17 protein-coding genes are annotated in these 12,144 nt (G+C 65.3%); 9 read left to right on the forward strand and 8 right to left on the reverse strand.

Translation table 11 applies throughout. From position 1 onward, the window contains the following. The first annotated feature begins 56 nt into the window (after positions 1-56). The 5 genes from WAB17_RS08620 (at position 57) to WAB17_RS08640 (ending at position 2,905) form a co-directional block, all read left to right on the forward strand. Positions 57-971, forward strand: a complete 915-nt coding sequence (locus tag WAB17_RS08620) for an alpha/beta hydrolase fold domain-containing protein (protein ID WP_435416950.1) — start codon at positions 57-59, stop codon at positions 969-971. Further along, positions 968-1,330: a hypothetical protein gene (locus WAB17_RS08625; RefSeq protein ID WP_435416951.1), complete on the forward strand. Its 363-nt coding sequence runs from the start codon at positions 968-970 to the stop codon at positions 1,328-1,330. The genes WAB17_RS08620 and WAB17_RS08625 overlap by 4 nt, the downstream gene beginning before the upstream one ends. Next, complete coding sequence (locus tag WAB17_RS08630) at positions 1,327-1,731, forward strand: GFA family protein (RefSeq protein WP_435416952.1); 405 nt, start codon at positions 1,327-1,329, stop codon at positions 1,729-1,731. The genes WAB17_RS08625 and WAB17_RS08630 overlap by 4 nt, the downstream gene beginning before the upstream one ends. 11 nt (positions 1,732-1,742) lie before the next feature. Beyond that, the gene (locus WAB17_RS08635) at positions 1,743-2,171 is read left to right on the forward strand and encodes a COG3650 family protein (RefSeq protein WP_435416953.1); all 429 of its coding nucleotides are present in this window, start codon (positions 1,743-1,745) and stop codon (positions 2,169-2,171) included. 137 nt (positions 2,172-2,308) lie between these two features. After that, on the forward strand, positions 2,309-2,905 hold the full coding sequence (locus tag WAB17_RS08640) for a fasciclin domain-containing protein (protein WP_435416954.1): 597 nt from the start codon (positions 2,309-2,311) through the stop codon (positions 2,903-2,905). A 49-nt stretch (positions 2,906-2,954) separates the two neighbouring features. On the opposite strand, the gene WAB17_RS08645 is transcribed toward WAB17_RS08640, so the two are convergent. Both WAB17_RS08645 and WAB17_RS08650 read right to left on the reverse strand, forming a co-directional pair. Continuing rightward, positions 2,955-3,302: an Mpo1-like protein gene (locus tag WAB17_RS08645; protein ID WP_435416955.1), complete on the reverse strand. Its 348-nt coding sequence runs from the start codon at positions 3,300-3,302 to the stop codon at positions 2,955-2,957. 4 nt (positions 3,303-3,306) lie between these two features. Then, entirely contained in the window at positions 3,307-4,698 is a 1,392-nt protein-coding gene (locus tag WAB17_RS08650) for a S41 family peptidase (protein WP_435416956.1), read from the reverse strand. 235 nt (positions 4,699-4,933) lie between these two features. Between WAB17_RS08650 and WAB17_RS08655 the strand changes: the two genes are divergently transcribed. Both WAB17_RS08655 and WAB17_RS08660 read left to right on the forward strand, forming a co-directional pair. Next, positions 4,934-5,515, forward strand: coding sequence for a YbhB/YbcL family Raf kinase inhibitor-like protein (locus WAB17_RS08655; RefSeq protein ID WP_435416957.1), 582 nt, complete (start codon positions 4,934-4,936; stop codon positions 5,513-5,515). Positions 5,516-5,538: 23 nt separating this feature from the next. Continuing rightward, on the forward strand, positions 5,539-5,781 hold the full coding sequence (locus WAB17_RS08660) for an SWIB/MDM2 domain-containing protein (RefSeq protein WP_435416958.1): 243 nt from the start codon (positions 5,539-5,541) through the stop codon (positions 5,779-5,781). 5 nt (positions 5,782-5,786) lie between these two features. Here WAB17_RS08660 and WAB17_RS08665 read toward each other — a convergent pair whose 3' ends face one another. From WAB17_RS08665 to WAB17_RS08675, 3 genes are read right to left on the reverse strand one after another with little or no spacing between them, the layout of a single operon-like run. Beyond that, the gene (locus WAB17_RS08665; protein WP_435416959.1) at positions 5,787-6,191 is read right to left on the reverse strand and encodes a DoxX family protein; all 405 of its coding nucleotides are present in this window, start codon (positions 6,189-6,191) and stop codon (positions 5,787-5,789) included. Further along, positions 6,188-6,625, reverse strand: a complete 438-nt coding sequence (locus WAB17_RS08670) for a cupin domain-containing protein (RefSeq protein ID WP_435416960.1) — start codon at positions 6,623-6,625, stop codon at positions 6,188-6,190. Before WAB17_RS08670 ends, WAB17_RS08665 begins: the two co-directional genes overlap by 4 nt. After that, positions 6,622-6,912: a DUF427 domain-containing protein gene (locus tag WAB17_RS08675; protein ID WP_435416961.1), complete on the reverse strand. Its 291-nt coding sequence runs from the start codon at positions 6,910-6,912 to the stop codon at positions 6,622-6,624. The genes WAB17_RS08670 and WAB17_RS08675 overlap by 4 nt, the downstream gene beginning before the upstream one ends. Before the next feature lie 95 nt (positions 6,913-7,007). Between WAB17_RS08675 and WAB17_RS08680 the strand changes: the two genes are divergently transcribed. Further along, positions 7,008-8,264 (forward strand): dipeptidase, encoded by a 1,257-nt coding sequence (locus WAB17_RS08680; RefSeq protein ID WP_435419360.1) that lies wholly within the window; start codon positions 7,008-7,010, stop codon positions 8,262-8,264. 22 nt (positions 8,265-8,286) lie between these two features. Here the strand turns inward: WAB17_RS08680 and WAB17_RS08685 are convergent, their stop codons facing one another. From WAB17_RS08685 to dapD, 3 genes are all read right to left on the reverse strand, one after another. Further along, the gene (locus WAB17_RS08685) at positions 8,287-8,514 is read right to left on the reverse strand and encodes a DUF2945 domain-containing protein (RefSeq protein ID WP_435416962.1); all 228 of its coding nucleotides are present in this window, start codon (positions 8,512-8,514) and stop codon (positions 8,287-8,289) included. Next, a complete protein-coding gene (locus WAB17_RS08690; RefSeq protein WP_435416963.1) occupies positions 8,511-8,723 on the reverse strand; it encodes a hypothetical protein in 213 nt (70 codons plus the stop codon). The genes WAB17_RS08685 and WAB17_RS08690 overlap by 4 nt, the downstream gene beginning before the upstream one ends. A gap of 62 nt (positions 8,724-8,785) precedes the next feature. Continuing rightward, entirely contained in the window at positions 8,786-9,604 is an 819-nt protein-coding gene (dapD, locus tag WAB17_RS08695; RefSeq protein ID WP_435416964.1) for a 2,3,4,5-tetrahydropyridine-2,6-dicarboxylate N-succinyltransferase, read from the reverse strand. Positions 9,605-9,993: 389 nt separating this feature from the next. Between dapD and WAB17_RS08700 the strand changes: the two genes are divergently transcribed. Continuing rightward, complete coding sequence (locus tag WAB17_RS08700; protein WP_435416965.1) at positions 9,994-12,144, forward strand: S8 family peptidase; 2,151 nt, start codon at positions 9,994-9,996, stop codon at positions 12,142-12,144.

Below are 12,144 nucleotides of genomic sequence, written 5' to 3' on the forward strand. Positions count from 1 at the left end.
GCTCTGTGGCGCGGCGCAGCGACAGCGGGTAGTGTGGCGGCGGGAGGGTATGGGTCTTGGCCAGTTTCCAGTCGCGGATTGCCGAGCTCCTGCTGCCGTTTCTCGGCGTCAAGGCGTTCTTTTCCGAACCCGAGAGGATGCCCGGACGCCTCGCCCGGGAACGCGCCAGGAAGCCGGCACGACCGCGGGCGAAATGGCACCAACAGTTCCGCATTACCGAGGACAGTTCGCGGGGTTATCCGGTCGTCACGGTCGCGCCGCTGGAACCTGTGGCAAGCGGCGCCCCGCACCTGCTCTACCTCCATGGCGGCGGCTATGTGCTCGACGTCTCCAGCTTTCATTTCGATGCGGTGTGCAGCCTTTGCCAGCGTCTCGGCGCGTCGGCAACGATACCGGTCTATCCTCTGGCGCCGGAGAACAAGGCTTCGGAAATCCTGTCTGCGATGGGCGCGCTGTATCGCGAAGTCGCCGGGCGTCATGGCGCGGAGCAACTGGTCGTGATGGGTGACAGCGCCGGTGGCGGCATGTCACTCGCGCTGGCGCAGTCGCTCAAGGCCGGGGGGGAGGCGCTGCCGGCAGCGCTCGTATTGTGGTCGCCATGGCTCGATGCCACCGCCACTGCCGAAGGGCAGGCGTCTATCGAACCGCAGGACAAGCTGCTGGCAAGATCGGGGCTGGTGGCCTGCGGCGAGGCTTATGCCGGCACATTGCCGCTGACCGATCCGAGGGTCAGCCCGCTTTTCGGCGATCTGGCCGGGCTCCCTCCGATGGCGATTTTCGCAGGCACGCGGGACATCCTTGTCGTCGACGCAAGGCGGCTTGCGGCCTCGCCGGAAGTGGCGGGCGACCCCCGGTCGCGGTATCGCGAATACCCCGAAATGCAGCATGTGTGGATGCTGTTGCCGCTGCCGGAAGCGCGCAGGGCGGTGTCGGAGACCGCGGATTTCATCGAACAGGCGATCGCCCGATGATGCGCCGCTGGACGGTATTCTTCTGGGCCGCGGCCGCCTACAATCTCGTGATAGGTGCGATGGGCTTTGTCGATCCGGCCGGTACGCTCGACGACAAGGCGATAGCGCTCCTCGTCGCTTCCTTCGGTATCGTCTACGGCCAGGTCGCGCGCGATCCGTTGCGGTTGGCGCCGGTGCTGTGGGCAGGGGTGTTCGGCAAGCTCGGCATGGTGACGCTCATGGGGGCGACCGCGATCGGCCCGACAGCGCATGCCGCGCTCGCCCCCATTCTCGCGGGTGATTTCGTTTTTACCTGCGGATTCCTCGCTTTCCTGCTGGGGCCGGCGAGGCAAAACAACTCGGAGAGGAGACAGCCATGAGTGAAATGTCCGGTGGATGCCTGTGCGGTCAGGTTCGTTTCGTGGCCAGTGCTGAGCCGGTGATGCAGGCCAATTGCCATTGCAAGAACTGCCAGCGGCAGTCGGGCTCCGCCTTCTCGACAATCATCGGCATTCCCGAAGCGGCGCTGTCCGTCGAGGGCGAGGTCAAGGCCTTTGCCGACAGCGGCGAAAGCGGCCAGCCGGTCGTCCGCGAATTCTGCCCCGACTGCGGCTCGCCTTTGTTCAGCAAGGTGGCGGCGGCACCGGGCCTTGTCTTCATCAAGGCCGGGACGCTTGACGATACATCGGCGTTCGCTCCATCGATGCATCTGTGGACCCGCAGCAAGCAGGCCTGGGTCGATGTCGGCGGGCAGCTTGCGTTCGAGACCAATCCGGGCTGAAGGATTTTACCATGCGTATCGTTCTGCCCGTCATCCTCCTGCTTGTCGCAGCCTGCCACAACGGCGAGACCGAAGGAGCTGTGCCGGGCACATCACCGCAAGGCTTCACCGCCATCGCGCCCGACGAGGTTATCACAGTCGGCGGGACGGAGCCGTTCTGGGGCGGGACGGTGGACGGCGAAACCTTTCTCTATACCACTCCGGAGAGCATGGACGGCACGGCCATTGCGGTCGCGCGGTTCACCGGACAGGGCGGGCTGGGATTCTCGGGCACGCTGGGCGGCCAGCGGCTCGATCTGCTGATTACGCAGGGCGAATGCTCCGACGGTATGAGCGACCGGACCTACCCTTTCGTGGCGACCCTCAAGATCGGCGAGGACGTGCGCCAGGGGTGCGCGCACACGGACCGGCAACCGTTCTCCGGCCCTGCGATGCCCTGATGCACGCATATTTGCGACGAGCCGCAGCGGAAACAGGGAACAGGGACAAGCTTCGTAGCGTTGGGTGGCGGTACGGTCGGTGTTCTCCGGCCGGATAGGGACAGGCGTCAAACCCAACCTGAAGAGGAACATCCCCCATGCTCAAGACCCCCACTGCCCGCCTTTCGGGCCTGCTGTTCGCCGCGGGAAGCGCATTTGCCCTTGCGGCCTGTAGCGAACCTGCCGAAGACGCTGCCGTCGCCGATCCGGCGCTGGCCGAAGAAACCGCAGCCGCCGAGGCCGAAGCCCCCGGCTCCATCGTCGCCGTGGCGCAGGGCAACCCCGATTTCTCGACGCTCGTCACCGCAGTGACGGCGGCCGAACTCGGCCAGACACTGGCCGGCCCGGGTCCGTTCACGGTCTTCGCGCCGACGAACGCCGCCTTCGAAAAGCTGCCCGACGGCACGCTGGAAACGCTGACGGCACCAGAAGGGAAGGAACAGCTCACCGGCATCCTTACCTACCACGTCGTCGAAGGTGAAACCAACGCAGCCGCGCTGACGAAGGCGATCGCCGACAATGGCGGCAGCTACGAACTGACCACGGTCAACGGCGGCAAGCTGACCGCCACGCTCGACGGCGACAAGGTCGTCCTGACCGACGCCAAGGGTGGCAAGGCCACCGTCACCGCGACCGATGTCGATGCCGCGAACGGCGTCATCCATGTCATCGACACTGTCGTGATGCCGGGCTGATAGCCACGCAGGAAAAGGGGAGGGGCGGACCGGATACACCGCCCCTCCTTCATTGCACAGGCAGGCCGACCCCTGCCGCCCGCAATTCCGGCGCCAACCGGCCCGTCAGCAAGAGCCACCACATCCGGAAGTCGGCAGCCAGGCTCCAGAGCGGGTGAGTGAAGGTCGCCGGACGGTTCCGCTCGACAGCGAAATGCGCCAGCCAGGCGAAGGCGTAGCCGGCAAGCGGCATGCCTGCCGCCAGCCACCACGAACCGCTCGCGACAGCCAACACAGCCAGCAGCACGACCAGCGATGTGCCGATGTAGTGCAGCGCACGGGTAAGCGGACGGCTATGTTCGCGCAGATAGAATGGCCAGAACTCCGCGAAGCTCCCAAATGTCGCGCTGGCCGCCATGGTCTCAGAACAGTCCGGGGATTTCGTACTGGGCAGCACTCGGCCGGGAAGGCTGCATCAGCAGCTTCTCCGCGCCCGCAGCCCGTGCCGACTGGACACCTTGCTGTCCGCCGGATGCGATCGCGGTGCACGACCGCCCGGCAAGGAAATCGAGCGCCTTGGCTATTGAATCCTCGGTCGGATCTCCCAACGGCTTGAGGATGTCGTCGGTGGCGGCGCAGGTTCGCCCGAATGCCGACGCGAGGCCGGTGTAGTAATTGCTGCCGCCGTCGCGGTTCTCCGTCTGGAAAGCGACCACCCGCAAGCGATCGTCGCAGGCGTCACGGTCGCGCGCGATCTGCCCGACCGGCTTGCCGAAGGTGTTCGAACCGATGAGCGCGGTATTGGTACCGAGATAGGGAATGAAGCTGTTGGCTACCAGCTCGCTCGCCGACGCGGTGCTGCGGGTGCCGATCACAGCGATCTTGGTCGCGGCAATAGCTTGCGGCTGGCTGGCGAAATTGCGCGTCGAGTTGTTGTTCGAAAGCGAGCTGCGGTAAGTGGTCCGGCTGAACACCTGCCCGACCTTGTTGGCGCCCAGCAGGTCGCCCAGCAGATCGGCCACGGACACCAGCCCGCCGCCATTGTAGCGGAAATCGAGGATGACCTCGGTAACGCCCTGGCTGCGCAGTTGCTGCACCGCGTCGCGCAGCTGCTGGTTGGCGGAGTCCACGATGAAGGTGCGCAGGTTGATATAGCCGACCCGCTTGCCGCCGTCGTTGAGGATCCGCACGCCATAGCGGTCCGAAATCGGATCGAGGGCATAGTCCGCCTTGGTCACCGTAACGTTCGACGTCACGCCGGCGGTATTGCGGATAGAGAACGAGCGGGTCAGGCCGGCAGTGCTCGGCCCGAGTGCGTTGACGACTGCCTGTGGTCCGCCCGAAGCCATCAGGGAAGCGACGGTCGTGCCGTCAATGCTGATGATCTCGGTACCGCGGTCGAACCCTTGCGCGAATGCAGGCGCATTTTCGTAGGCTTCCATCACGAAGACGCGGTTGGCCGTGGTGTCGTAAGCAAGGCGGATGCCGAAGCCCGCGCTCGATCCCGAATTGATCAGCGCGTTCTCTTCCGCGATCGAGGTGATGTAGGTGAAGAAGCGGTCGCGCGACTGCGCCCGGGCCGGGGCGACCAGTGCGTCGATATAGGACTGGACGTCGCTGTAGTTCGCCTTGTTGACGGTCGCGTCGACGAGCGTCGGGAAGAGGTAGAATTCGTTGATCTGGGACAGCACCCAGTCCTGCCGGGCCGACAGGGAACAGGTCGAGCCCGTACCTCCGCCTCCGCCGCCTCCACCGATCGGCGGAGCGCTCCCCCCCGAACTTTCGCCACCGCAGGCGGCCAGCGACAGCGCCAAGACGGAAGATAGAATTGCGCGACCCAGACCCATAGAAACAGCTCCCAACTACATGGCCCCTGCCATGTCCCGGCGGCGGGAAACACAGCATTAGGGCTGAACGATGGCTGAGCAAGCGTCATTTTGGCGCGAATAGGCCGCAAATCGACCTGCTAGCTGTTGAAAACCCTCCGTCCGCTCCCTCGCCAAGCACGGGCTTTGGGCCTAGCACCATTGCCCCTAGGAGAGGATTTCCATGGCCGACTGGCTTTCGACCGTACTGCCTGCAGCCTGCCCCGCCAACAACGGGCTGGCCCTCGCACGTGTCGGATCCGCAAAGCTGGTCGGGCGCAGCGGCTTCGAGCTCACGAGTCCGGCATTCCGCGCCGGGGGCGAGCTCGATCCCAGCTTCACTGCCGAGGAAGAGGACGCCGTGGCCCCGCCACTCGAATGGACCGCGCCCCCGCCGGGCACACAGGAACTGGCGGTGATCGTGGAGGATGCGAGCAGCGCCGATGCGAAGTGCCACTGGCTGGTCTGGGGCCTGGCCGGGCAGCGCGGCAAGCTGCTCGAAGGCGAGGCGCCGCCGAGGACCGGGAAGAACGCGCAAGGCAATTCGGAGTGGCTATTGCCTTCCTTGCCCGAGGGCATTGCTCCACACACATACGTTTTCCAGCTTTTCGCGCTGGATATCCCGCTGACGCTTATGCCCGGGGCGACGCGCGAACAACTGCTTGGGGCAATGGACGGCCATGTCGTCGCCGCCGCTGCCCTCACTGCCACCTACCGGCCGTCGGAGGGGGACGACTGGGATGAAGACGACGATGATTTCGAATAATAACGCAAGGAAAGGAATACATCATGGCTAACGCACTGCAAAAGCCGGTCAATCTTTCGGCCGATCTGGAAGCCGTCGTCGGCAAGGGTCCGATGACCCGCGCCCAGGTGACCTCGAAGGTCTGGGAATACATCAAGGCCAATGACCTTCAGGACAAGAAGGACAAGCGCCAGATCAATCCCGATGGCAAGCTGGGTGCCGTGATCGGCAAGGACCAGATTTCCATGTTCAAGATGACTGCTGCGGTCTCGAAGCACCTCAGCTAAGTCTGCTATTGCGTGCGGCGGGTGAAGGGCCAGTCGGTCACTTCGCCCGCCCACAGCGCCAGCCAGACGATAAGCGGCTGTGCGAACATCCTGGGCACGTGATAGGCGAGACCCAATCCGCCGTCCTCGCGCGCCATATCGATCGCGAAATGGTTGATATTGGCGGGGAACACGCAAACGGCATAGATGGCCAGACCGATGGCTGCCGCCCTTCTCCATCGCAATGAACGGGACTGCGCTAGGCCGATGGCCCCGGCGATTTCTGCTGCGCCCGTCAAAGCCACTACCGCTCCGGGCCAGGGCACCCAGCCCGGCGTGATGCTCAGGAACGGCAAGGGTGCTACGAGGTGCAACACCCCCGCTGCGAGGTAGAACACCGCCAGCAGCCACCGCAGGCAGGTCCGTATCACCGGCCGGGCGACCAGTCCGGAGCCGCCAGTTCGAACCCGGCAAAGTCGAACCCGGGCGCGACTACGCACGACACCAGCGCGAAGCCCGACGGGCCCGGAAGCGGGCGTGCAGCTTGCCACCAGCCTGGCGGGATCACCTTCTGCAGCTGCTGGCCGGCGAGCACATCCGCGCCCAGCGTCAAAGTCTCGGGTGGCGGTTCGTCAGGCGCACAAAGCGATAGCTCAAGAGGATCGCCTGCATGCCACAACCATATCTCCGCCGCGTCGACCCTGTGCCAATGCGAAGACTGGCCCGCCTCCAGCAGGAAATGGATGGCCGTCGACGACGCACGCTCTCCCTCAAGCGCGGGTGCGCGCCAGGTCTCGGCATACCAGCCGCCTTCCGGGTGTGGTTGCAATTCCAGCCGTTCGATCAGCGCTTCCGCCGTGGTCATCGCGGGCCGACCTCCACGCCTTTCCAGAATGCGATCCGGCCCGCTATCTCTGCCGCCGCAGGCAGGGGCTCGGCGTAGTACCAGGCGGCATCGCGGTTGGTGTCGCCGCCGACGACGAGCGAATGGTAGTTCGCTGTGCCTTTCCAGGGGCAGCGGGTGGTGGTGGCGCTGTCTTCGAGGAACGAAGCATCTACATCGCTTCGCGGGAAATAGTGATTGCCCTCGACCACCACGGTGTCATCGCTGCGGGCAATAACCTGGCCGTTCCAGCGTGCTTCGATTGCCATGTGTATTCTCCTCGCCGGTTGGCGCACACCAAATCCTTGCGCGCTCTTTTCCAGTAGCTAGTGTCCGCCCACCCATAATGCCACGGAGTTTCATGATGAAAGCTGCCGCACTGCTGTCGCCCCTGCTGTTTCTCGCAGCCCCGCTGGCGGCAAAGACGCCGGAAGAAACCGCCGCGGCTGCACTCGAGGCCGCGCCGGTATGGGATGGCCATAATGACGTCCCGATCCAGTTGCGGGGCCGGTTCGGCAACGTCATCGGCTCCTTCGACTTCGAGGATACGACCGACACCGGCGAGGAAGACGGTTCGCGGGTGATGCACACCGATCTCGCGCGGCTCGACAAGGGGCAGGTAGGGGCGCAGTTCTGGTCCGTCTATGTCAGCGCCGCGCTGACAGAACCGGAAGCGGTCCAGGCAACCGTCGAGCAGATCGACGTCACCAAGCGCCTGATCGCGCGCTATCCAGAAAGGCTGCAACTGGCCCTTTCGGCCGATGACGTGGCGCGGGCGATGAAGGCCGGCAGGATCGCTTCGCTCATGGGCATGGAAGGCGGCCATTCGATCGGCTCCAGCCTTGCGGTCCTGCGGCAAATGTATGCGATGGGCGCGCGCTACATGACGCTGACCCATTCCAAGACGCTGAGCTGGGCCGACAGTGCCACGGACGAGCCAAAGAATGGCGGCCTGACCGCCTTCGGCAAGGATGTCGTGCGGGAAATGAACCGCATCGGGATGCTGGTCGATCTCAGCCACGTGAGCGAAAAGGTGATGATGGATGCGCTCGATGTTGCGACAGCGCCCGTCATTTTCAGCCATTCCGGCGCGCGAGCCATCAATGGCCATGCGCGCAACGTGCCCGATACCGTTCTGGCACGGTTGAAGCAGAACGGCGGAATCGTGATGGTAGTGGGCCTGCCCGGCTTCCTCGACGAAGGTGCGCGGCAATGGAATGCCAACCGCGCGGCGGAAGAGGCGCGCCTCAAGGCCCTTTGGCAGGGGCAGCCGGGCGAGGTGGCCGCCCGGCTCAAGGCATGGGATGATGCCAATCCGCTCCCCAAAGCGGCAGTTTCGGACTGGGCGGACCATATCGATCATGTCCGCAAAGTGGCGGGCATCGATGCGATCGGCATCGGCGGGGATTTTGACGGCATGCCGTCCGGCCCTGTCGGGGCAGAAGACGTGTCCGGCTACCCCGCACTTTTCACCGAACTTGCGCGGCGTGGCTACAGCCAGTCGGATCTCGAGAAGATTTCCTCCCGCAACATGATGCGCGTGATGCGGGCTGCCGAAGCGACGCGGGACTCGCTCCGCGCCGCGCCACCGATCGAGTCACCTGCGGGCGACGCGGGCTGATCCGTCCCCAGTCGGGCGTTGGTCAGTTCGAAGCGGAAAGCTCCGACCCCAGTTTCAGCACCTTGTCGCCGTCGTCCTGCTTGATCAGGTAGGCCGGGTTCTCGCTGTCGCCTTTGCGGGTCACTTCGCTGCCCTTGAGCTTGCGGGTGACCTCGCGTTCGAAGCGTTCCTCGATCTTGCCTTCGGCAGTTCCGCTGCCCCACTTCCAAGTCACGTTCTGGCCGGTGCGGAAGCTGTTCGAACTGCTCACTCGGCTTCTCCGGGGACGTCGCCTACCCGCGAAGTCGCGTCCACTTCATTGTTAGACGTAAGTGCCGGAACGATCCAGACGATCGACATCGCCACGATTGCGAGCAACAGGCTGATGCCCAGCACCCACCGCATATGCCCCGTCTTGACCGCGCCGGTCGCCTCTTCATCTTCGATGTGGATTGTGCCGTCGGGATCCTGAGTGGACATGCTACCCTCCTATGGTGCGTTGAAACTGTCTGTCGGCAACGCCCCGGCAGGATAGCCGTTCCTCAGTCGCGGAGCAAATCGTTGATACCGGTCTTCTCGCGGGTCTGGGCATCGACCGTCTTTACGATTACGGCGCAGGCAAGGCCCGGGCCGCCGTCCTTGCCGGGCATGGAGCCGGGCACGACGACCGAATAGGGCGGGATGTGCCCGCGGATCACTTCGCCGGTGTCGCGGTAGACGATCTTGGTCGACTGGGTAATGAAGACCCCCATCGCCACCACGCAGCCTTCGCCAACGATAACGCCCTCGACTATTTCGGAGCGGGCACCGATGAAGCAGTTGTCGCCGATGATCGTGGGGTTGGCTTGCAGAGGCTCCAGGACCCCGCCGATGCCTGCGCCCGCAGAGATGTGGCAATTGGCGCCGACCTGCGCACAGCTGCCGACGCTGGCCCAGGTGTCGATCATGGTCCCGTCGCCGACATGGGCGCCGATGTTGACGAAGCTCGGCATCAGAACGACGTTCTTCCCGATATGCGCGCCGCGGCGGGCGATCGCACCCGGCACCACGCGGAAGCCCGCTTCACGGAAGCGCGCATCGTCCCAACCTTCGAACTTGCTCGGTACCTTGTCGAACGCCGGCGCGCCAACGGCGCCTTCCATGACCGCGTTTTCGCGCAGTCGGAACGACAGGAGGACGGCTTTCTTGAGCCACTGGTTGACCTGCCAACCGCCAGCACCGTCAGGCTGCGCCACACGGGCACTGCCGTCATCGAGCATGGCCAAGGCCGTCTCGACCGCATCCGCGACATCGCGACTGTCCGCGCTGATGTTGGCGCGGTTCTCCCACGCCTGCTCGATAACGGTCTGGAGATCGGTCATGGCAGGAAATCCGTTGCTGGTAGGAAAGGAGCTGGACAGGCTGCTAGTCGTCTCTGACCGGCAGGGCAAGCGGGCGGGTTTTTTGTATAATCCAACCGCTAGTTCAGCCAATCTTTAGGATGTTTCCGTCAAACGTTTCCGAACGGAAGGGTCGCCACATGGTTACAAGTGCAGGGTCGTCGCGCTGGTTGAACGGTTTGGGGCTTGGGCTGTGCCTTGCCCTGGCAGCTTGCGGGGGTGGGGGCGGGCCGCCGCCTGTCAGTACGCCGCCGCCTGCTCCTTCGCCGACGCCCATACCAACGCCGACCCCCACGCCGACCCCGACACCGACGGCGTCGTTCAACACGCAGGAATTGCGCCAGTCCGACGGGCCGGAGTTCCACGGGGCGGTGACCGCCTGGAGCCGCGGCATCACCGGCCGGAACGAGACGATTGCCATCGTCGATACGGGAATCGATCGCGACAGTCCCGAATTCACCGGCCGGATCCACCCGGATTCGCGCGACGTCGCTGGCAATGCGGGCTTCGACGCGATCGACGACCATGGCACCAATGTCGCCATGGTTGCGGCGGCCGCGCGCGACAATACCGGCATCCTCGGCATCGCTTTCGACGCGAGGGTGCTGGTCCTGCGGGCCGACCGGCCCGGCAGTTGCACGGCGACCGAAACCGACGGCGACCTGGCCGGTTGCCAGTTCTTCGACCGCGATATCGCCAGCGGCGTCGACCAGGCCATTGCCAGCAGGGCGGCGGTCGTGAACCTCAGCCTCGGCGGGAGCCGTCCGACGCAGGTGCTGATCGACGCGGTGCGGCGCGCTTCGGCTGCCGGGGTCGTCGTCGTGGTCTCCGCCGGCAATTCGGGCGACGGCAGCGACCCGGCCATTCCGCCCGACCAGCCCGATCCCTTCGCCAGCGGTATCCTGGCGGCAGGTGGCAGCAACGTCATCATCGTCGGCTCGGTGGACGACAACGGGCAGTTCTCCGGATTCAGCAACCGGGCCGGCAATGACGCGGCCTCCTTCATTGCCGCGCGCGGCGAACGCATTTGCTGCGTCTACAAAGACGGGCAGCTGGAAATCACCACCGATTCCAGCGGCAATCGCTTCGTCACGCTGTTTTCCGGCACGAGCTTTTCCGCGCCTCAGGTGGCAGGGGCAGTGGCCTTGCTCAAGCAGGCCTTTCCGAACCTGACCGGCCAGCAAATCGTGCGCATCCTGCTCGACACGGCACGCGATGCCGGTGCGGCCGGAACCGATGCCACCTTCGGACGGGGCATCCTCGATATTGCCCGCGCCGTGTCGCCGCAGGGTACGACCACGCTGGCCGGCAGCGCCGTGGCCATCGAACTGGGCAACGACACCGGCACCGCTTCGGCGGCCATGGGGGACGCGCTCGGTGGCCAGTCGCTCAGCTCCGTCGTTCTCGACAGTTATCGCCGCGCCTATAATTACGATCTCGGGACGCGGCTGCGCGGCGCGGCCATTGTGCCCCGGCTGGAGGGTGCAGTGCAGCTCGGCGGACGCCGGGTGTCGGCGGGCAACGAGACTGTCTCCATGGCCTTCACCATCGATGCCGAAGCGCGGCCCGCCTTCGGATCGGCGGCATCGCCGCTCTTCCTCAGCGGCAGGGATGCGGAGATGGCGCGGGTCCTGGCGGGGCAAGTGGCCTTGCGGATCGCCCCGGACATGCAGCTGGGCTTTGCATTCTCGCAATCGTCTGACGGGCTAGCGGCGCATTTGCAGGGCAAGCGGCGCCCGGCTTTCCTGATTGCCGGTGATGCAACCGGCGATAGCGGCTTCCTGAGAGCCGACCAGGGTTCGGTCGCCATCCGGCGCGATCTGGGTGCGACCGGCCTGACGGTAACGGGCACCACGGGGGAAGCGCTGCTCGGCACCCGGCGACAGGCCGACGATGTGCAATCGCGCGATCGTGAACGCTACGGGATCGCCCGGCTGGGCGTCGCCGCAGATCGCCGCTTCGGCCCGGTGCAGGCGGTCGTCAGCGTCGACTGGCTGCGCGAGGACCGGACGGTACTGGGCGGCTATTTCCACGATGCCTTCGGTGCGGGCGGTGCCGACAGCCTGTTTGTCGACGCCTCCGTCGGGATCGATGTTGCCCCCGGCTGGTGGGTCGGCGCGGAGGCTCGTCAAGGCTTCACCCGCGCGCGCCGTTCCGGGGCGATCTCGGCAGGGTCGGATCTTGCCAGCACCGCCTGGGCGTTCGATATCGTGCGGCAAGGAGTCCTGCAGCGGAGCGATACGCTCGGTTTCAGGCTGGCGCAGCCGCTGCGGGTAGAGAGCGGCGGCCTACGTCTCGACCTGCCGGTTGCCTATGATTACACCGTCGAAAGCGCCACCTTCGACGTGCGGCGGCTGAACCTGTCACCCGGCGGGCGCGAGCTACTCGGGGAACTGGCCTGGCGCGGCGAGCTGCTCGGCGGGGACATGGCTGCCAGCGCTTTCTATCGCCGCGATCCCGGGCATTACGCCGACGTGCCCGACGATCGGGGAGTCGTGATGCGCTGGATCAAGGAGTTCTAG

Origin of the sequence: Parerythrobacter aurantius (assembly GCF_045291475.1) — a bacterium.
GTDB classification, from domain to species: Bacteria; Pseudomonadota; Alphaproteobacteria; order Sphingomonadales; family Sphingomonadaceae; genus Parerythrobacter; species Parerythrobacter aurantius.